Origin of the sequence: Pseudoalteromonas sp. S1608 (assembly GCF_005887265.1) — a bacterium.
In the GTDB taxonomy this organism is placed as follows: domain Bacteria; phylum Pseudomonadota; class Gammaproteobacteria; order Enterobacterales; family Alteromonadaceae; genus Pseudoalteromonas; species Pseudoalteromonas undina.
In genome coordinates, this window is record NZ_PNDK01000003.1 from 52114 (window position 1) to 73269 (window position 21156).

Sequence of the window (21156 nt, forward strand, 5' to 3'; positions counted from 1 at the left end):
TAAAAATAAACAATACCTAGTAAGATGGCATAATCATCTTGTATATACAAGGTGTGTTTTTAAACTCGTTTGAACACTATCGCGGAGAGACTTATGCAAGCTACAGAATCCACAGAACAGTTAAATGATATCGATTTATTACTCACCGATGCCAATATTGCCACTATGGATAGCAACATTGATGCGCCTTATGGAGCGATAGAAAATGCGGCTTTAGCAATTAAAAATGGCAAAATAGCATGGTTAGGTAAGCAAACTGAGTTGCCTGACTTTGATGTATTAGCCACTCCGGTAGTAAGTATCAAAGGACAGTGGTTAACCCCGGGTTTAGTGGATTGCCATACTCACTTAGTGTTTGCCGGTTCTCGTGCACAGGAGTTTGAGCAGCGTTTACAGGGGGTAAGTTATCAGCAAATTGCCGCGCAAGGGGGGGGGATTGCAAGTACAGTTAAAGCAACCCGAGAGGCTGACCACGAACAATTATTTGTAGCAGCAAAAGATCGTTTAAATGCACTGCTAGCTGAAGGTGTCACTACGGTAGAAATTAAGTCAGGGTATGGGCTTGATATAGAAAATGAAAAAAAAATATTAGAAGTCGCTAGGCTTTTAAATCAACATCATCCTATTGAAGTCATTAATACCTTTTTAGGCGCGCATGCATTGCCTTTAGAGTTTAAAAATCGCAGTGATGATTATATAAGTTTAGTGTGTAATGAAATGCTCAACACACTTGTTGAACATGATTTAGTCGATGCGGTTGACGTGTTTTGTGAGGATATTGGCTTTAGTTATGCGCAAACGCAGCGAGTATTTGATGCGGCTAAAAAGCTGGGGTTAGCAATTAAGTGTCATGCTGAGCAGTTATCCAATCAACAAGGTGCTGCGCTGGTGGCGCAATACAATGGTTTGTCGGCCGATCATTTGGAATATCTTGATGAAGCCGGTGTTAAAGCTATGGCAAATGCAGGTACTGTGGCGGTATTACTGCCCGGTGCTTTTTATTTTTTAAAAGAAACGAAATACCCTCCGATTGAACTGTTAAATAAATACAAGGTTCCCATCGCAATTGCCAGTGATTTTAACCCCGGCACATCACCGTTATGTTCTTTGCAATTAATGATGAATATGGCTTGTACATTATTTAATTTTACTCCAGAGCAAGCATTAATGGGAGTCACTGCACACGGAGCTCAGGCTCTTGGTTTTACTGATAGAGGCGTATTAAAAGTAGGTGCTCGCGCTGATATAGCACATTGGCAAATTGAGCATCCAGCACAATTAAGTTATCAGTTTGGAGTAAATAAACTGTTAAATTTATGGATATTGGGTAAACTTAGCTAATTATAAGACTTAACTCTTAAACCCATGTTTTATTTAATGTCAGTGAGTACCTCAGCTATGGATGGAACGTTATTGAGCTACAGTAATTTAGCTATATTTTTAAGTGGTGCGCTTTTAATGGCAATGGTTGCTGTATTGTTAACCGTTAAAAGTAACGTAATAAGACTCATCCTTTTATGCACCGGGCTGATTGGTTTAGCTATGGTTAGTACTGCCATTCCTTGGTTTGTTGTGTTATTGGCTCTGGGGTTTGGTTTTCATTTATATCAAGCGAATTTACTAAAGCAAAAACTCCCATTACTTGTTAGTGCCTGTGCAACAGGGTTACTTGCTTTATTATTTATTGGTTACCTCTTTTTTACGCTACATTTAGCGTGGTTACTTATTCCAATTTTACTGCTCAGTAGCAGTAGCTTTTCAATGGATAATGCACCACAGATTGCTCCACCCTTAAAGCCGCAAACCGACCCTGAGGTGTATGTTGAAAACTCACCTTTAACTAGCTTCCCTGATAAACAACAGTTACGTCAAAAATATAATGAGCTTATTAATGAAGATTCATTCAGAGCTGCACTTATTGTTTTAAGATTGGAGGGCTTTGCGCAGGTTAATCAACACATTGGCCGAGATTTTGGTGATTTACTCTTGTCTCAGTCGGCAAATAGAATAAAAGACTTATTAAATAGTGATGAAGTGTTTTATCTTGACGAGCAGGCTAAGTTAGCGCATTTGGGTGGGTTAAACTTTGCATTTATTTGTGATTTACAAAGCCATAATCATTTACATCAACAGCTTATAAAGCAAATTATTGGCGCGACTTTAAAGCCATTCAATGTAGCTAATTGTACGATTGAAGTAAAAGTAAGAGCCAGTTATGTACATTGTGAGCAGCAAAGCAGTAGCTTTGATGAGTTAATTAGTCATGCTTACTTGGCACTTGATAGCCGACCTGATAAACAAATAGTGGCTTATCATCAGCAGATGACGGTTGAGCACTTAGAGCAGCAAGCGCGATTAACTGAGCTGGCGAATATCAGTTTTGCTGATGAGTTTGAACTGTTTTTTCAACCTGTGATTCGAAATAGTGATGGCCAAATCGAATTTTTAGAATTGCTATTACGTTGGCAGCATCCAACTCAAGGGACTTTGTCGGCGAGTCGATTTATAAATGATATTAGAATCGCAGGGCTTGGTTACTCACTCGCTACCTTTGTTATTGAACGTGCTGGAGAGCTTGCCATGGCACTTCGTATGGAAGGAATGTCGGTACCTTTAAGTGTTAATTTATTTGGCCCGGAAATGCTCAACGAAGAGTTTGTGGATTTTGTTTATGGGGTTATTGGTGAGCATCAACTCAGGCCTGGTGATTTAATTTTAGAATGTCCGCTACATATTTTTACTAGCTTAGATGATAAAGGCAGAGCCATGATTGCAAGGCTTAATAGTTTAGGTTTAAAAGTGTGTGTTGATGGTTTAGGTGATAACCCTGTATTACTTTCTAAGTTACCTAGTTTAGCGGTGGAATATATTAAAGTATCGCCAGCATTAACTGCAGACTTTAGTAATCAAAATAATATACGTAGTTTAGTAGGTGGCATGGTTGAAATGCATAACCAGCAACAGACGAAAGTTATTTTTGAAGGTGTTGAAACACTCGATCAACTAAAGTTTGTAAAAAGTCTAAAAGCCTATGCTTCACAGGGATACTATTTTGGACACCCATTGAGCAGTTTAGGATTAATGAGTTGGTTTAAGCAATGGTTAGAAGCACAAGAACTTTAAGTGTGTTTTAAATGCTTAGTTTTGTTTGTAAATAGGTATTAACTAAAGCACTGATCACTTGGCCACACTGTAATTTACCTGCAGTTATAGAATGAGGGTGTTGTGAAGGTGCTGCTTCGCATAAGTGTAAATAAGCACTGCGCGGATCATTTGCAGCTAAGTAAACATAATGCTCACCATCGCTGACATCAAAACCACAGTAATTAAAGGCACTTGCAGGCATATTGGTTAAGCTATCTAAATCAACTTCTACCCCTAGCGGTGCGTTATCAAACCTTTGGAGTGCATGGGTGGTTGCTTCTGTTAAGTTTATTTCTCGCTTCACATTAATTGTTTGATAGCTTGTGTAGCTAAAGTTAGCGCTCTGCATAGCATCAAAAATAGGCTGATTGTTTTTTAGCTCATGTAAGCCAATAACATGGTAATTCTTGAGCAGCTGCTCTTGGTAAGCGTAGCGAAACCCATTACCACTGTGCCTACCTTCACACTCACGAAAGTCGGCATGAGGATCTAAATTAATCGCGTTAATTGCGCTGTGGCTATGTTTGGCAAGCGAGCGAATAATACCCAAACAGTTATTGTGTCCGCCGCCAATAATAATAGGTTCAAGGCCCGCTTTAAAAACCATGTCTAAAATTGCTTCAACTCGCTCATCTACTTCAGCGCACAGCTTACGCAATTGAGCTAAGTCGTTTGGATTATGATTATCAAGCGTTTGGGCTTGTTGCATTAAATCGTCGAGGTTAACTTCGCCAAGCAGTAACACTTTTTGCATAGCGATGGCATTATTGTGAGGTTGGTTTAAAAACCGTTGTAAAAAAGCAGGCCAAGCATACTGTGCACCGCCTTTTCCTAGGTTGGCTCTCGGTCCAATGTCTTCACATATGCCGAGTAAGACAAAGCGCATACCAAATTGTACGGCATCAGCAAGCGCTTGTTGGATATTGTCGCGGGCATCGAGTAATGCCATCGACTGCCATGCTTTTAGCTCTCCAGCACGGTCAGAGCAAATTTCCTTTACCGTGCTTTCGTTATATATTTTAAGCTGAACAGTCACACTAAAGTTCTATTATTTCTAGCTCTAATTCTTCAGCAGAAAGTACAATACCTGTACTGTCGGCATAAACAAAGTCATCATCAAAAAATGATACGCCAGCAAAATTAACCCCTATACCGCTTTCGCCCGCGCCTTCACTGTCTGCTGCAACAGGAATTGATGCAATAGCTTGGATCCCTAAATCAAGTTCTTCAAGCTCATCAACGTGACGTAATGCACCATATACGATAATGCCTTGCCAATTGTTTTCTAGTGCCAGCTCAGCCAGCTCAATGTCGATTAATGCTCTGCGAGTTGAGCCGCCGCCATCAATAAGTAAAATCTGATCAGTACCATCTTGAGAAAGTAATTGGCGGATCAGTTCATTGTTTTCAAAACATTTTACCGTTTTAATGCGGCCACCAAAACTGTGTCGACCACCAAAGTTGATGAACATAGGTTCAAGCACGTCAACCACATCAGCAAAGTGGTCACATAAATCAGAAGTGCTGTAATCCATTATTTTATCCTCAAAAGATACATAAGTTAGTAACTCAGTATACCCTCCTTATAGGCAATAACAACGACTTAATCGCAGTAAATTTAGCCATAATTAGAACTAAATCAACTATAAGAATAATAATTCTTTCATAAACTTGTCATTTATTCACAACAAGATTACAAACAGGTGTATTGCATCTTTGATGCAGTTGAACTTTTCCTCTTCAGTGGCAAGAGTTGTAAAATTGAGTAATACTGTGGTTAGGCCAATGGTTTAATATTGTCCATTTGTTTAAAAGGAGTTTGTAAATGGTTAAATTTTACCGGCGACCCCTTTTATTTTGTTCAAACTTAATGATTTAAATAAAATGAAGCATCACGTTATACTGCGCTGGCAAATTTAATATAGGTATTTACAATGAATTTTTTACAAAATCTGACGATAAAACGCCGTTTGCAACTAAATGCCCTAGTTGTTGGCTTAGCAATGATTGTCATGCTATGCATTATCATTTATGAAGCACGTGTAATGCTTAAATTAAATGAAACAATTCAATACGCCGAAGAGCTTGATGTACATGAGCTTTCGATGCGTAAATATGAAAAAGATTTTTTATTTTATAAAGATGAAAATAGCTTAGATTTATTCACCAATGAATATAAACAGCTTCAGCTAAAACTGGGGAAACTATCTGTTTTATCAAACGATTTAGATATTGCCATTGCTCAGGTTAACCAATTTGAGGCGCTTGCAAAGCAGTATTATGATGACTTTCAAGTTGTTGTTAATTTACAGCGAAAGATAGGTTTACACCCTAAAGATGCACTCTATGGCGAATTGCGTGAGTCAGTACACAACATTGAAACACTGCTGAACCAGCAAAATAATTATAAATTACTTACTACTATGCTGCAGCTACGCCGTGCTGAAAAAGACTTTATGTTACGTTTAGATACCAAATATTTAGACCGATTTAATAAATTGGGTGATGAGTTAAAACAACAAATAAATACCGCAGAAATACCTAGTAATATACGCAATCAATTAACCTCATTAATGACTAATTACCAAGGCAAATTTACCGCACTAGTCGATGCACAAGTCGCCTTAGGGGTTGATTTAGATTCGGGTGCTCTTGGGAAAATGAGAGTTAGTGTTAAGAAAAGTGATGATGTGGTTACTGCCATTACTACGGCCACTAAAAAGCAAGTGAGTGAAACAGCTCAGCAGGCGCAATTATTAGCAATAGCCATATTTATAGTTGCCAGTATTATTGTTATGGTCCTTGTGTATTTAACTAGCCGCTCAATAATTCAGCCTATTGAGAAAGTTTATCAAACTATTGACAAGATAAGACGAAACAATGATTTAAGCTTATTCATAGAGCACAAAGGAGAAGATGAAGTCACTAGGATGACCATAGATTTTAATAGCTTGATTAGCGACTTTAAAGATCTTATCTATGAAGTAAATACTGCTCTGACAACGCTTAATATAGCAACGGGTAACTTATCTGAAACAACCTCAGCAACTAGTTCTGGCATGCAAGAGCAATTGCATGAAGCGGACATGGTGGCAACGGCAGCCACAGAAATGCAAGCAACGATTCAAGATATTTCACATAATACAGAAGCTGCAGCTAAAAAAGCTGAATCAACCAATTTAAGTGCTCAACAAGGTCAAGTTGAAGTAGAGTCAACCATTAAACATATTAATGCTTTGTCTGATTCGCTTGGTAAGGCCTCTAGCGTGGTGTCACAGCTAGAAAAAGATGGTGAAACCATTGGCTCTGTACTTGATGTAATTCGTGCCATTGCAGAACAAACTAATTTACTGGCTCTAAATGCGGCTATTGAAGCAGCAAGAGCGGGTGAGCAAGGTCGTGGTTTTGCGGTTGTTGCAGATGAGGTGCGCTCACTTGCACAACGCACGCAAGAGTCAACTAGCGAAATTGAAGGTATTATTAACACCTTACAACAGCGTACCCAAGAGGTAGTGAGTATTATGCATCAGTGTCGTACTCAGGGTGGTGAGAGTGCAACACAAGCAACAAAAGCGGGTGAATTGCTAGGAGCAATCACTGTTGATGTGCAAACGATTATGGAAATGAGTACACATATAGCCACTGCTATTGATGAACAGAGTCAGGTAGCATCAGAGGTTAATAAAAATGTAGTCCGTATTCGAGATATTGCTGAAGGAGCTGCTGCTCACTCACAAACTAATGCGCAAACCAGTGAAGAAGTATCTGAGCAATCAAGGGTGCTTCATCAAGCAATCTCAAAATATAAAGTATAACTTTCCATAGAAAAAAGTGGCTTAATTGCTGCTTTTTTCTTACTAACTAAGCAGAAGCATTCCAACTGGCGCTAAGGTACAAATTTTATTGGTACGCTGTCTTTGTTATCTTCATGCTGCTTAACACGTTCTAAATATGTGTCCCACAAGCTCGCCTTCTCAGCCTGCAGCTTAGCAAAATATTGCCAGCTAAATAGCCCGCTATTATGACCATCGTCAAACTCTAAACGTAATGCGTAATGCCCTACGGGTGTAATAGTTTTAATAGCCACAGCTTGTTTATTAAGTACCAACTTCATAGGTTCAGAGCCATGGCCTTGAACCTCGGCTGAGGGAGAGTGTACCCGTAAAAACTCCGCACTGAAGGTTGTCTCTGAATGATCATCAAAGAACACATCTAAATTTTTACTTACACTATGATAGTGCACTTTAGTTACTTGTTTCATCGTCATCTCACTTACAAAAAAGCCTCCATGCTGGAGGCTTTTAGTATACATTAAACGGCTGTTAAAGAATAAAGCGGCTTAAGTCTTCATCTTCAACCAGCGCACCTAGGTGCTTTTCAACATAGGCAGCGTCAATAACTAAACTTGAACCCGCTTTTTCAGAAGCATCATATGAAATTTCTTCCATTAATCTTTCCATAACAGTATGCAGACGGCGAGCACCGATGTTTTCGGTTTTCTCATTAACCTGCCACGCGGCTTTAGCAATTCGCTCAATTGCATCGTCGCTAAACTCAATAGCAACTTGTTCTGTTTTGAGTAGCTCGCGTTGTTGTTCAGTAAGTGATGCGTGTGGCTCAGTTAAAATGCGCTTAAAGTCATCGGCTGTGAGTGCTTCAAGTTCAACACGAATAGGTAAACGGCCTTGTAACTCCGGGATCATGTCTGATGGCTTAGACATTTGGAATGCACCTGAGGCAATAAATAGCATGTGGTCAGTTTTAACCATGCCATGCTTAGTATTAACCGTAGAGCCTTCAATAAGCGGTAATAAATCACGTTGTACACCTTCACGGCTTACATCTGGACCTGAGGCTTCACCACGCTTACAGATTTTGTCTATTTCATCAATAAACACAATGCCATTTTGCTCTACCGCAAAAATTGCTTGCTCTTTCAATTCTTCAGGGTTAACTAATTTACCAGCTTCTTCTTCGGTAAGTAATTTAAACGCTTCTTTAATTTTAAGCTTACGTTTAGTGCGTTTATCACCACCCATATTTTGAAACATACCCTGTAGCTGGTTGGTCATTTCTTCCATGCCAGGAGGAGCCATAATTTCAACATTCGGCTGGGCTTGCGCTAAGTCAATATCAATTTCTTTGTCATCTAACTGGCCTTCACGTAATTTTTTACGAAACGATTGGCGTGTTGATGAGTTATCATCGCGCTGAACTTCACCGTATTGATCTTTCACTGGAGGCAGTAATACATCTAAAATACGCTCTTCTGCAGCTTCTTCTGCACGGTGTTTAAACTTTTTAGTTTGTTGCTCACGAGTCATTTTAATTGAAACATCAACTAAATCACGGATGATAGTTTCAACTTCTTTACCTACATAACCCACTTCTGTAAATTTAGTGGCTTCAACTTTGATAAAAGGGGCATTAGCAAGTTTTGCTAAACGACGCGCAATTTCTGTTTTACCTACACCAGTTGGGCCAATCATTAAAATATTCTTTGGCGTTACTTCTGTGCGTAAGTCTTCGTTTAACTGCATACGGCGCCAGCGATTACGAAGGGCAATAGCAACCGCTTTTTTTGCTTTTGCTTGACCAATAATATGTTGGTCTAGCTCATGAACAATTTCTCTTGGGGTCATATCAGACATGGCGAGTTCCTATTACAATTCTTCGATAGTTTGGAAGTTATTCGTAAATACACAGATGTTGCCAGCAATTGTTAGGCTTTTCTCTACAATTTCACGAGCACTTAAGTCGGTATTTTCTAATAAGGCGGTTGCAGCAGATTGCGCAAAGTTTCCGCCACTGCCAATTGCGATCAGGTCGTTTTCAGGTTGTACGACGTCACCATTACCAGTGATGATCAATGATGCAGTTTCATCAGCAACAGCTAGCAGGGCTTCAAGTTTACGTAAGGCACGATCGCTACGCCAATCTTTAGCCATTTCTACAGCCGCTTTAGTTAGATTGCCTTGGTGCATTTCTAATTTGCTTTCAAAACGTTCGAAAAGGGTGAAGGCATCAGCAGTACCGCCAGCAAAACCAGCAATTACTTTGCCATTATAAAGACGTCGAACTTTTCGGGCATTGCCCTTCATTACAGTATTACCAAGGGAGACTTGGCCGTCACCACCAATAACAACTTTGTCATCACGGCGTACACTTACGATTGTAGTCATGTTATTCCTCATCATCGCGCTGCAAGGGGGCAGCGCGTAAAAAACGATTATGAAGAGGTTATATGGGTGAATGGTTTAAATTCAAGTCCAGCCCCAAATTCCGCAGCCAACGATATTAATTCGTTTTAGTTTATTTTTATCACTTTCTGCTTGGCGCTTGGTTTCATAAGGCCCTAAACGCACCTTATACCAAACACCATTGGTACCTGTGGCTTTTTTGATCTCTGAAATTAGCCCAGCAAAGGCTATTTTAGCCTTTAAGGTTTCAGCTTGTTGATGCGTTTTAAATGAACCACACTGCATAACATAAGGGCCTTTTTGTTCAAGTTCTTTCACTTCAACTTGAATTTCATGCTCTTTAATTTCTTTAATAAATTTAGGTGGTCGCGGTTTCGCTATTTCTACTTGTTTTTCGGCTGTTGGGTTTGCTTGTTTTTCAACAAGATCAGGATCGGCATTATTTTTAACAAACCAGAGTCCATATGCAAAGCCACCGACAAGTACTAGTGCAATCAGGGTTAATAACAGCGGAAAAGGTTTTTTAGCCGGTTCTTGTTTGGTATTTTTTCTATTTTTTGGTTTTTTATTAATATAATCGTGCTGTGCCATGGTGTTATGTGTGGCCTTACCTAAATCATGTCTGTAGGGTCTACGTCTAAACTCCAGCGAACTTTTTGAGCTAGTTTACTGGTGCTGAGATAATCAACCATTTGTGCAAGATACGGATGTAAAATGCGTCGATCTTGCGCTTGAATATGTAATTGAAAACGATACATCCCCGCAATCTTTTCTAAAGGCGCAGGGATAGGTCCAAGCAATTGTATACCAGATACCCCATTGACAGGAACCAAATCCGTTAGAAAGTCGACGACTTGCTTAATGTTATGTCCCTGTGCACGAACTATTGCCATACTGGTGATGGGTGGTAACTGCGCGTCACTTCGTTCAGTGAGCGCAAAGCGGGCAAAATCTTGATAGCCGTTATTAACTAAATCTTGTAATAATGGGTGCTCAGGGAAGTGTGTTTGTAATAATACTTCACCGGGCTCACCAGAACGTCCAGCTCTGCCTGCAACCTGAGTCACTAATTGAGCAAGGTGTTCTGTTGCCCTAAAGTCACACGAATATAAACCACTATCTACATCTAAAATGAGTACTAAGCTTACATCCGCAAAGTGGTGGCCTTTGGCCAGCATTTGCGTACCGACTAAAATGCGTGCGCCACCTTGGTTTATTTCATCCAATGCTTTTTCAAGGCTGCCTTTGCGCCTCGTAGAGTCGCGGTCTATTCGGCTAATTGGGATGTCTTTAAATTCAGTACTCAAAAATTCTTCTATTTGTTCAGTGCCTTTACCGTTAGGAAATATCTGCGTGCTACCACAATCAGGGCATTGATGCGGTACTTGATATTGGTCACCACAGTGATGGCAAATCATCTGACCGATGGCTTTATGAAAGGTTGCACTCGTGCTGCAGCGATTACATTCACTTAACCAACCACACTCATGACATATTAAAGTAGGCGAAAAACCACGGCGGTTTAAAAATACCATTACCTGCTTACCTTTATTCAGGTGCTGGCGCATTATCGCTAGGCTCGCATGGGCAATACCTGCTTGATCAGGCTGACCTTTCATGTCGAGAAGCTTAAATTGATTATCGGTGGCAGTTTGTGCTCGCTCACTTAATGTGAGTAACTGGTATTTGTTATTAATTGCTTTGTGCAGTGTTTCTAAAGCGGGGGTAGCACTGCCTAAAATAAGCGGAATGTTATGCTGATAAGCACGATACGCTGCTAAATCACGTGCATGATAGCGTAAAGTATCTTGTTGTTTAAATGAAGCATCATGTTCTTCATCAACCACAATCATCCCGAGTTTTAAAAAGGGCAGAAAAATACTCGAACGAGTACCTATAACGATGGCACAACTGCCTTTTTCACAAAACCGCCATGTTTGCAGGCGCTCGTTATCGGTGAGCGCTGAATGCCATAGCATAATTGGCGTGTCAGGGAAGCGGCGCCTAAAACGATTCACTGTTTGCGGTGTTAGACCTATCTCAGGAACAAGTACTAACGCTTGCTCTCCACGCTTTAACACCTCTTCAAGACACTGTAGGTAAACTTCTGTTTTACCGCTACCAGTGACACCTTCAAGTAAAAAGCTATTGAAACCGGTGCTTTGATTAATAGCTGTGCAAGCAATCGCTTGTTCTTTATTTAAGCGAGGCTTAGTGCCCACAGTAGGAGAGGCATGTTGCCATTGATTGTCATGTTCAATGGTTTGCACTATCAACTCTTTTGCCAACAGGCTATCAATAGTCTTTTTATTAAACCCGAGTGCTTTTAGTTCCGTTAATGATGACTTACCCGATGCAGATAATTGCTTAAGCAAGTTAAGCTGTGTTTTAGCTTTTAAAGATGGTAAAAGCGCCCCTTTATCAGTTAACGTCAGCATATTTATACTGGTTTTATCAGGGCATTCACCTTGGCGCAGCGCATTGGGGAGTGCAATATGAATAGTTTCACCTAGTGGATAACAATAATAACGCGCAGTAAACTTCAGCAGCTCCAAATGTTGCGCAGATAACACCGGCGAATTATCAATTACTTCAATAATAGATTTGATTTTGCCTTCAGGAACTTCTGTATCGGTTTTTAAACTAAGGATAACCGCTACTTTTCGTTGATTGCCAAAAGGGACGAGTACGCGCATGCCAGGCTGCAATTGAGTCAGCGGTGTTAATTGCTCATCCACTTTATAATCAAAGGTGCGAGGTAAGGGGACTTTTATTGCAACTTCAACAAAACACATAACAACTCAACTAAGAAACCTAATAGCCTAATGTACTAAAAATAGTATTAAAAGCCTACTGACAAATCAGTAATCAATAGGTGTTTGCCGACTTTTTAGTAAAAAGAATAATTAAAGCTTGTGTGCGTGCGGGTTGTTGGATAAAATTCGCGACCAATAAATTTGTTTTAACGACGTATGGTGCCAGACTTCGGGTTTGGAGAGCGATGCGGCCTTAACTAGAGGTTCCTATGAAAGAAGGTATTCACCCTAAGTACGAAGTAATTTCTGCAACTTGTTCATGCGGAAACAAATTCGAAACTCGTTCTACTTTGTGTAAAGACATTCACTTAGACGTATGTTCTGCGTGTCACCCGTTTTACACTGGTAAGCAAAAGATTTTAGACACTGGCGGCCGTGTTGATCGCTTCAACAAGCGCTTCGGTGCACTTAGCAGCAAAAAATAATTTTTTGTTTCTATGTAAAAAAAGCACCTTAGGGTGCTTTTTTTGTGCCTAAAATTCACTTATCCCTCCATTTTTATAACAGTTTTGTATTTATTATTTTTGCATAACTATTTCCTGTTCTTATTCCGAATATGCATAAACATTTGCAGACAAAATTGCCAATATTATCTATATTTTTATTTGTTACACTTTAAATATGGTACTTAAATGTAGTTAACGTGAAGTTATTTGTATTTAAAGTTAAACAAAGTTCGGTATTTCACTATTTTAATTTAAGACTGAAAAGAGTATTTCATAAATATTGAATAAGGGTAAAAACGACCTGTAATTTTCATTTTTATGACGAATTTATATTTTAAAAATGTCAGGATAATCTAGAGAAGTTGCTGATAAATCACTTAAAATTAAGAGTTCTAGCATATAACAGGATAGACCTGATATTGCTTGGAATTTAAAAATAATAAAGGTATCGTAGAATAAAACTACCTCTCACTTTAACTTAAATTGCAGGATATAATCGCGTTATGTCAGATTTTCGTGAACAAGCACTACATTACCATGCCCATCCCGTTCCAGGTAAAATCAGTATTGAGCTGACCAAGCCCGCTGAGACGGTTAAAGACCTCGCGCTCGCATATAGCCCAGGTGTTGCAGAACCTGTTCGTGAAATTGCCGCTGATCCAGCAAATGCCTATAAGTATACTGGTAAAGGAAATATGGTTGCGGTTATTACTAACGGCACCGCAATTTTAGGCTTAGGTAATTTAGGCCCTCTGGCCTCAAAACCAGTAATGGAAGGCAAAGCATTATTATTTAAACGTTTTGCAGGCCTAGATTCAATTGATATAGAAGTTAAGCACCGCACAACCGAAGACTTTATCAACACGGTTGCGAATATTGCAGACACGTTTGGTGGTATCAACCTAGAAGATATTAAAGCGCCAGAATGTTTTGAGATAGAAAAAGCACTTATAGAACGTTGCAGCATTCCTGTGTTTCATGATGATCAACATGGTACGGCAATTGTAACGGCTGCGGGTATGCTAAATGCGCTAGAAGTACAAGGTAAAGCAATTGAAGATGCGATTATCGTGTGTTTAGGTGCCGGCGCTGCAGCTGTTGCCTGTATGGAGCTTTTAATTAAGTGTGGCGCACTGCGTGAACACATTTATATGTTAGACCGTAAAGGCGTTATTCATACACGTCGTGATGACTTAAATGAATATAAGCAATTATTTGCAAACAACACGGATAAACGTACTTTACAGGACGTAATTGAAGATGCCGATGTGTTTGTTGGTGTATCAGGCCCTAATTTATTAGCCGCCGATGATTTGAAGTTAATGGCTGACCGCCCAGTTGTATTTGCATGTTCAAACCCCGATCCTGAAATTGATCCGCAATTAGCACATGCTGCACGCAACGATCTTATTATGGCGACTGGCCGCTCTGATTATCCGAACCAAGTTAACAACGTACTTTGTTTTCCATTTATTTTCCGCGGCGCACTAGATGTACGCGCAAGTGAAATAAACGATGAAATGAAAATAGCTGCTGTAGAGGCAATTCGCAGTATTGCTAAAGAGCCAGTTCCGGCTGAAGTACTGACTGCTGCAGGTATCGATAAATTAGAGTTTGGTGCTAAATATATTATACCAAAACCTATGGATCCGCGCTTACTGCCTCGTATCGCCAAAGCCGTTGCTCAAGCTGCAGTTGATTCGGGTGTGGCACAAATTGATATGCCAGAAAATTACATGGCGTAATTTTAAGTGTAAATTAACGCAAAAAAACCTCAGCATTTGCTGAGGTTTTTTTATAACACAGATAAAGAAATTTAGTCTTCATTTAAAATAGGCACTTCTAGTCCCATTTCTTGCATTATTTTCTTCACCTCTTCAGGTACTTTTTCTGCGTTGTCTTTACGTAGATCATCATCATTAGGTAGCGGTTGCCCTGTAAACGCATGCAAGAACGCTTCGCATAAAAGCTCACTATTTGTTGCATGGCGTAAGTTGTTTATTTGACGACGGGTACGCTCGTCGGTTAATACTTTTAATACATTTAGCGGGATCGAAACGGTGATCTTTTTTACTTGTTCGGATTTTTTCCCGTGTTCTGCGTATGGGTGAATATATTCACCATTCCATTTAGCCATAAGATGTATCGTTGCCTCAGATTATAAATTGCTCACACAGCATCAAAGCGTGTAAATATGCGTGAAATTCTATCGGTTTAAAAAAGATAGTCAAATACTAGTTATTTAGCTATCTAGACATTTAAATGTTTTGACATCTTAAACTGCATGCGCTACCTTTTAGACGTCTAAACATCCAAAACAGTAAAGGTGACGAAAATGAGTGAAAAAAATAAGGCAACAATTGCTGTTCGTACTGGAATAGAAGCCGATAAACAGCATGGTGCGGTTGTTCCACCGCTTTATTTATCAACCACTTACTCATTTGCTGACTTTGATACCAAGCGCCAATATGATTATGGCCGCAGTGGTAATCCTAATCGTGACATTTTGGCTGAGGCGCTCACTGAACTTGAAGGCGGGGCTAAAGGCATAATTACCGCAACGGGCATGGCGGCTGTTCACTTAACAACCCAATTATTAAATAGTGACGATACATTAGTGATCCCTCACGATTGCTATGGGGGCAGTTATCGTTTATTTACTTCACTGGAAAAACGCGGATTGTTAAAGCTAGAAGTGGTCGATTTCACTAAAAGCGAAAGCTTATCGCAAATTCTTGCTATTAAACCTAAGCTGATCTGGATTGAAACACCGAGTAATCCAATTTTACGATTAACTGATATTAAAGCAGTTACCGATATTGCTAAGCAGTGCGGTGCACTGGTTGCTGCCGATAACACATTTTTATCGCCGGCTTTGCAAAATCCGATTAAATTTGGTGCTGATATTGTGGTTCACTCAACTACTAAATATATCAATGGTCATTCAGATGTTGTTGGTGGTGCGGTTATTGCGGCTAGCGCTGAGCTTGGCGAAGAACTGGCATGGTGGGCAAATAATATTGGTATTACAGGGGCACCATTTGATAGCTATTTAACTCTCAGAGGTTTGCGCACGTTAAACGTGCGTTTGAGGCAACACCAAGAAAACGCACTCGCTATTGCACAGTATTTAGAAAACTCCCCGTTTGTTGCTCAGGTTTACTATCCAGGTCTTGAATCACATCCACAACATACGCTTGCTAAGGCGCAGCAGTTTGGCTTTGGTGCAATGGTTAGTTTTGATATCAAAGGCGATATAAACGATGCTGCAGCGTTTTTAACGCGCTTAAATGAATTTAGCTTGGCGGAATCATTAGGCGGAGTGGAAAGTTTGATTTGTCACCCCGCAACCATGACCCATGCAGGCATGGAGGCGACTGCTCGTGCAGAAGCTGGGGTGGGTGATACGCTTATTCGTATTTCGGTGGGTATTGAAGATGCAAAAGACTTACTTGCTGATTTAGACAGGGTATTTAATTTGGTTCGCCCCGGGCAAGCAGATAACGCGTTAGCTGCAAAAAATGGTGCTAGTGAGTCATTTGGTTTAGCAAAATTAAACGCGGCGCATCCGGCGTTATGGTAGTGCCTACCAATTTTGAAAATACAAAACATGAAGTCGAGTTGGTATTAACATGGTAAATCAGGTTCATAAATTTGGTGGTTCGAGTTTAAGCTCAGCGGATCGCTTTAAAAGTGTCGCAAATATTATTTTAACTCATGCTCAAGCAGGGGATTGTGTGGTGGTATCTGCTGCCGGTAAAACCACCGATACCTTGGTTAAATTGTGGCAAAGCTTCCAACAGCAAGATACCCAAGCGATTGCTGACATTATTTTATTAATAAGTAATCATCAATCTTCGCTAATTGAACAATTGCTTATAGCGGGTGCTAAGCATGAAGCACTCAATATACTTGCTACTGAGCTAAGCACGATTACCCAGCAGGCCAAGCAAGGTACCTTAGCTGAAGCGTGGCTATTAGCTCATGGCGAATTATGGTCTGCAAGGCTATTAAGCGCTTACTTAGGGCAACTTAACGTTAGTGCTTGCGCTCTGGACGCTAGGCAGTTATTCATATTAGACGCAGGGCAGCTACAGCATGCTAATAATCAGCAGCAGTGCTTAAAAGCCATAGATACAAGCAAAATTAATGTCGTTACAGGGTTTATTGCGGCTAATTTACAACATGAAACCGTGACCTTAGGGCGAAATGGTAGTGATTACAGTGCTACTTTATTAGCACGATATTGCAATGCTAAAAAAGTGTCTATTTGGACTGACACTCAAGGTGTTTTTAGTACTGATCCGCGTAAGGTAGCTAATGCGATTAAGTATGCGCGGGTGTGTCGCGAACAAGCTAATTTATTGGCTAGATTAGGTAACCCCGTACTACATGCTAAAACATTATCGCCATTAAAAGGGACCGATATAGAGTTAATTGTTCGCAGTAGTTACGATCTTCAAGGCAGCCATACCGAAATAGTTAAATTAGGAATGAGTAAACAAAAGCGCTTTTTAACCACGATTAACAATGTGGATTTACTTACTGTTGATGACTTGAGTGAAGGCGAGGTAGCGCATGTTAGTCAGCTTATTCAGCATAGTTTGCATCACTTTGAACATGCGGGCGAAATTTACTTGGTAGTCCCTGCGTCGGCGACATATCAGGTGGTTAATTATTTTGCTGGCCGCGCCAACATTAGTGAGTCTAACTTAAATGGGGTTGCAATTATTGCATCAGAGCAAGATATAGCGATACTCGGTGAGCAAAGTGCCGCTGTACTTCAAGCGCAATCAATTCACCCTAGGTTTACTCATTTTGGTGACGGTTATACGTTATTATTAACCGATCAGGTACTTGAGAGTGATGTGCTGAGCTTACTGCATGATAAATTGATCAATAAAGCGCAAGAAATAGCTTTAGTTATTGCAGGGCTTGGTAATGTTGGTACCGAATTTATGCGCCAACTACCAGCACAAATAGCCCGTTTATCATCAGGTTTTAACATTAAGTTAGTAGCATTACTACGCTCAGAGCAGATGCTGGTTAATGCCAATGGGTTAGACTGTGAGAGCTGGCAACAGCAATGGGAAAACCATGCAAGCCCCTATCAGCAAGCTGATTTGTTGTCATACATTGATACGCTTGAATATGAACATAAGGTAGTGATTGATATTACCGCCAGTGAATATTTTAGCCAGCTTTATAGCAAATTTGTGGAATTAAATTGTCACTTAATTAGTGCTAATAAATACGCAGGCACAGCTCCGCTGAGCTGGTATCAAGCATTACGTGAAGATTTAGCACAGCGCGGCTTACATTGGCGTTATAATGCCAGTGTGGGAGCCGGATTACCGATTAACTTTGCACTGGCCGATTTGCAAAACAGTGGCGATAAAATAACGCGTATAGAAGGCGTGTTTTCTGGCACGCTGTCATGGTTATGCAGTATGTATGATGGCAGCAAGGCATTTTCAGATTTAGTGCTTGAAGCACAAGCTTTGGGGTTCACCGAACCTGATCCGCGAGAAGATTTATCTGGCCGAGATATGCAACGCAAGTTGCTTATTTTGGCGCGTGAATTAGGTATTGAATTGGAACTTGGTGACATTTCTTTATCGGCATTGATGCCCGATGAGCTAAGTGCGGGCAGTTGGAATGACTTTGTTGATAACAAGGCTAGTTTAGATACGTTTATCAAGCAGCACTTCGAAGCGGCTTTGCAACAAAATGCTGCACTGTGTTATACCGGATTGCTAGAGTTTAAAAACAGCAAGCTAAACGCTAAGGTAGGAATTGCCTATGTACCAAAAAGCGAAGCGGTTGCTAATTTAACACCTGGCGATAATATTTTTGTGATTAATACTCAGTGGTATAACCAAAACGCATTAGTGATACAAGGCCCCGGTGCGGGTAAAGAAGTGACTGCAGCGGGCGTGCACTCTGACTTATACTGGTTGGTACAAAATATTAGTTAGACCATCAAAAAGGCCGCAAATTAGCGGCCTTTTTGATGTTCGCTATATTTAAAATAGCTCTTCTTCAGTTTTAGTGTTTTCTTCAAATATATCATTTGGTTGTGATAACACATACTTGGTGGGAGCGGTGCCTTTTTCAAAGTATTCAAAACGGCTGGTGTAATCGTTTTTATGACTTAATAGCCCCGTTTCTAAGTCAATACGAATAGAAACCAACCCTTCAGGCGGTTCGATAGGTGCCGCAGGTTTACCATCCAGTGCGACTCTCATAAAATCCACCCATGCAGGCTGAGCTGTTTTAGCACCTGATTCTGCGCCTGATATTTGCCCACTTCCTAAGTTATTGTTATAGGTTGAGCGTCCCAACGTATTACCAGGGTTATCAAAGCCAACCCAAACAGAGGTCATCACATCGCGATTAAAGCCGCTAAACCAAGTATCTACAGAGTCATTCGTGGTGCCTGTTTTACCTGACAGATCGCGACGTTTTAGCGCTTGTGCACGCCATCCTGTGCCACTCCAACCTGTTTTATGAGACCAGCTACCACCCCCCCAAATTGCGCTGTTCATAGCACTGGCAATTAAAAATGCATTTTGTTTAGATATAATCTGCGGCGCGCAATTTGGTGCTACTTGCTCACTTAGCATTAGCGAGCTAGGCGTTGTCGCTTCATCATCACAAATTACAGTCGGGTTAGTTTTAAATAAGGTGTTGCCCATGGCATCTTGAATTTCTGAAATAAAGTAAGGTTCGATTAAGTGGCCGCCATTGGCAAAAGTACTCATACCACGAGCTAGCTCTATTGGAGTGATAGATGCGCTACCTAAAGCCAGTGATTCACTGCGATTTATATCTTCATTTGCAAAGCCAAATTTAAGTAAATGATCGGCTGTACGTTGCAAGCCAACACCACGTAATAAACGTACCGAAATCACATTTTTTGATTGTGCTAAAGCACGGCGAATGCGAATAGGGCCATTATAAATGGCAGGGCTATTTTTAGGTCGCCATGCGACACCTTGGCTTTTATCCCATTGATTTATAGGAGCATCATTTAAAATTGACGCTAAGGTGTAGCCTTTTTCAAGTGCAGCAGAGTATATAAATGGCTTAATATTAGAGCCAACTTGGCGTTTAGCTTGCACTGCACGGTTATATTGGCTTTGTTCAAAGCTGTAACCGCCTACAATGGCTTTTATACGCCCGTCTTGTGGGTCTAAAGACACAATGGCGCTTGCAGCTTCAGGGATTTGACTCAAAATATAGCTGTTGTCATCATTTTTACGCAGCCATATTTGCATGCCAGGCGTTAATATATCGCTTGCTGCTTCAGGAGCAAAGCTTTGGCGATAACGGGTGATAAACTTACGTGCCCACTTTAGATTATCCCAAGTCAATGTTGTGCGTTCGCCGCTTTTAAGTATTACTTCCGCGCTTTTTTCTGATACATTTAAAACTGCAGCGGCTTTTAGAGGGCCTAGTTCATTGGCCTCTTTTAAAATGTTTAATAACTTAGAATCAGAAGGTCTGGGCTCTGTTTGTGGATCCCATAAAATGGCTTCAGGACCTCTAAATCCATGGCGCATATCATAGGCATGTAAATTGTTAACCAAAGCCGTTTGTGCCGCCTGTTGAATATTTGACTCAACAGAAGTATACACTTTAAATCCAGAGTTATAGGCTTTATCTATACCGTAGCGCGATACCATTTCAGCACGTACCATTTCTGAAATATATGGCGCATATAAGTCAATTTCAGCCCCATGGAAATAGGCGGTAATTGGCTGGCTCGTAGCTTCGTTATACTGCGCTCTAGAAATATATTTTTCATCTAGCATTCGCCCTAACACTACATTTCTTCTGGCCTTGGCTCGCTTTGGATTACGAATAGGGTTAAGTGCTGAAGGCGCTTTGGGTAAACCGGCAATCATTGCCATTTGTGCAAGAGTAAGCTCTTTTAGCTCTTTACCATAATAAACCTGAGCAGCTGCACCAATACCAAAGGCTCGGTTTCCTAGCTCTATTTTATTCAGATAAAGTTCAAAGATTTCATCTTTTGAAAGTAAATTTTCGATATGGATGGCAATAAATATTTCTTTTACCTTACGAATGTAGGCTTTTTCTCGCGTTAAAAAGAAGTTACGAGCCAACTGCATCGTGATTGTACTAGCACCTTGCTTTTTTTCACCGGTAGAAATCAGTACCAGTGCTGAGCGTACAATACCAATTGGATCGATACCGATATGGTCATAAAAACGGTTATCTTCTGTTGCTAAAAAAGCTTGTAATAAAGGCTCAGGAATTTGGTCTATAGTTACAGGGATACGTCTTTTTTCACCAAATTGGTTGATTAAGAGTCCATCTTTGGTAAATACTTGCATAGGCGTTTGTAATTGAACGTTTTTTAAAACCTGTACGCTTGGAATATCGGATTTAACGTAGTAATAAAGGCTAAGCAATGTAATTAGTGCAAGTAATGCACAAATGATCAAAAATTGTAAAGTTCTTTTTAATAAAATCACTGATAATTCCCTAAACGGACTCCCAATTACAGGTTGAGGCTGCTAGTAT

The 21156-nt window shown here is 40.3% G+C and carries 16 protein-coding genes; 7 read left to right on the top strand and 9 right to left on the bottom strand.

Annotated features, from left to right (window positions below; translation table 11 throughout):
* Positions 1–93: 93 nt before the first annotated feature.
* A complete protein-coding gene (gene hutI, locus CWB75_RS02225) occupies positions 94–1341 on the top strand; it encodes an imidazolonepropionase (RefSeq protein WP_075169491.1) in 1248 nt (415 codons plus the stop codon).
* Between the two features lie 57 nt (positions 1342–1398).
* Entirely contained in the window at positions 1399–3123 is a 1725-nt protein-coding gene (locus CWB75_RS02230; RefSeq protein WP_010390400.1) for a GGDEF domain-containing phosphodiesterase, read from the top strand.
* Between the two features lie 7 nt (positions 3124–3130).
* Here CWB75_RS02230 and CWB75_RS02235 read toward each other — a convergent pair whose 3' ends face one another.
* Entirely contained in the window at positions 3131–4180 is a 1050-nt protein-coding gene (locus CWB75_RS02235) for a formimidoylglutamase (RefSeq protein WP_138569782.1), read from the bottom strand.
* 1 nt (position 4181) lies between these two features.
* On the bottom strand, positions 4182–4679 hold the full coding sequence (gene rraA, locus CWB75_RS02240) for a ribonuclease E activity regulator RraA (protein WP_008465762.1): 498 nt from the start codon (positions 4677–4679) through the stop codon (positions 4182–4184).
* Positions 4680–5078: 399 nt separating this feature from the next.
* Here rraA and CWB75_RS02245 point away from each other — a divergent pair, with 399 nt between their 5' ends.
* On the top strand, positions 5079–6959 hold the full coding sequence (locus CWB75_RS02245; protein ID WP_138569783.1) for a methyl-accepting chemotaxis protein: 1881 nt from the start codon (positions 5079–5081) through the stop codon (positions 6957–6959).
* 71 nt (positions 6960–7030) lie between these two features.
* Here CWB75_RS02245 and CWB75_RS02250 read toward each other — a convergent pair whose 3' ends face one another.
* From CWB75_RS02250 to priA, 5 genes are all read right to left on the bottom strand, one after another.
* Positions 7031–7405, bottom strand: a complete 375-nt coding sequence (locus tag CWB75_RS02250) for a gamma-butyrobetaine hydroxylase family protein (RefSeq protein ID WP_055012266.1) — start codon at positions 7403–7405, stop codon at positions 7031–7033.
* A 61-nt stretch (positions 7406–7466) separates the two neighbouring features.
* Positions 7467–8795 carry an ATP-dependent protease ATPase subunit HslU gene (hslU, locus tag CWB75_RS02255; RefSeq protein WP_054202550.1) on the bottom strand — a complete coding sequence of 443 codons (1329 nt, stop codon included), beginning with the start codon at positions 8793–8795 and terminating at the stop codon, positions 7467–7469.
* Between the two features lie 12 nt (positions 8796–8807).
* On the bottom strand, positions 8808–9326 hold the full coding sequence (hslV, locus tag CWB75_RS02260) for an ATP-dependent protease subunit HslV (protein WP_008115012.1): 519 nt from the start codon (positions 9324–9326) through the stop codon (positions 8808–8810).
* Positions 9327–9407: 81 nt separating this feature from the next.
* Complete coding sequence (locus CWB75_RS02265; protein WP_054202549.1) at positions 9408–9935, bottom strand: SPOR domain-containing protein; 528 nt, start codon at positions 9933–9935, stop codon at positions 9408–9410.
* Between the two features lie 20 nt (positions 9936–9955).
* Positions 9956–12139, bottom strand: a complete 2184-nt coding sequence (priA, locus tag CWB75_RS02270) for a primosomal protein N' (protein WP_055012265.1) — start codon at positions 12137–12139, stop codon at positions 9956–9958.
* A 230-nt stretch (positions 12140–12369) separates the two neighbouring features.
* Here priA and rpmE point away from each other — a divergent pair, with 230 nt between their 5' ends.
* On the top strand, positions 12370–12585 hold the full coding sequence (gene rpmE, locus CWB75_RS02275; protein WP_008115018.1) for a 50S ribosomal protein L31: 216 nt from the start codon (positions 12370–12372) through the stop codon (positions 12583–12585).
* 524 nt (positions 12586–13109) lie between these two features.
* Complete coding sequence (locus CWB75_RS02280) at positions 13110–14351, top strand: malic enzyme-like NAD(P)-binding protein (protein ID WP_008465773.1); 1242 nt, start codon at positions 13110–13112, stop codon at positions 14349–14351.
* A gap of 71 nt (positions 14352–14422) precedes the next feature.
* Here the strand turns inward: CWB75_RS02280 and metJ are convergent, their stop codons facing one another.
* Complete coding sequence (metJ, locus tag CWB75_RS02285) at positions 14423–14743, bottom strand: met regulon transcriptional regulator MetJ (protein ID WP_008115021.1); 321 nt, start codon at positions 14741–14743, stop codon at positions 14423–14425.
* Positions 14744–14941: 198 nt separating this feature from the next.
* Between metJ and metB the strand changes: the two genes are divergently transcribed.
* Positions 14942–16189 carry a cystathionine gamma-synthase gene (gene metB / locus CWB75_RS02290; RefSeq protein ID WP_138569784.1) on the top strand — a complete coding sequence of 416 codons (1248 nt, stop codon included), beginning with the start codon at positions 14942–14944 and terminating at the stop codon, positions 16187–16189.
* 49 nt (positions 16190–16238) lie between these two features.
* Positions 16239–18584: a bifunctional aspartate kinase/homoserine dehydrogenase II gene (gene metL / locus CWB75_RS02295; protein ID WP_138569785.1), complete on the top strand. Its 2346-nt coding sequence runs from the start codon at positions 16239–16241 to the stop codon at positions 18582–18584.
* A 48-nt stretch (positions 18585–18632) separates the two neighbouring features.
* Here the strand turns inward: metL and CWB75_RS02300 are convergent, their stop codons facing one another.
* Positions 18633–21107, bottom strand: a complete 2475-nt coding sequence (locus tag CWB75_RS02300; protein ID WP_138569786.1) for a penicillin-binding protein 1A — start codon at positions 21105–21107, stop codon at positions 18633–18635.
* Between the last annotated feature and the right edge of the window lie 49 nt (positions 21108–21156).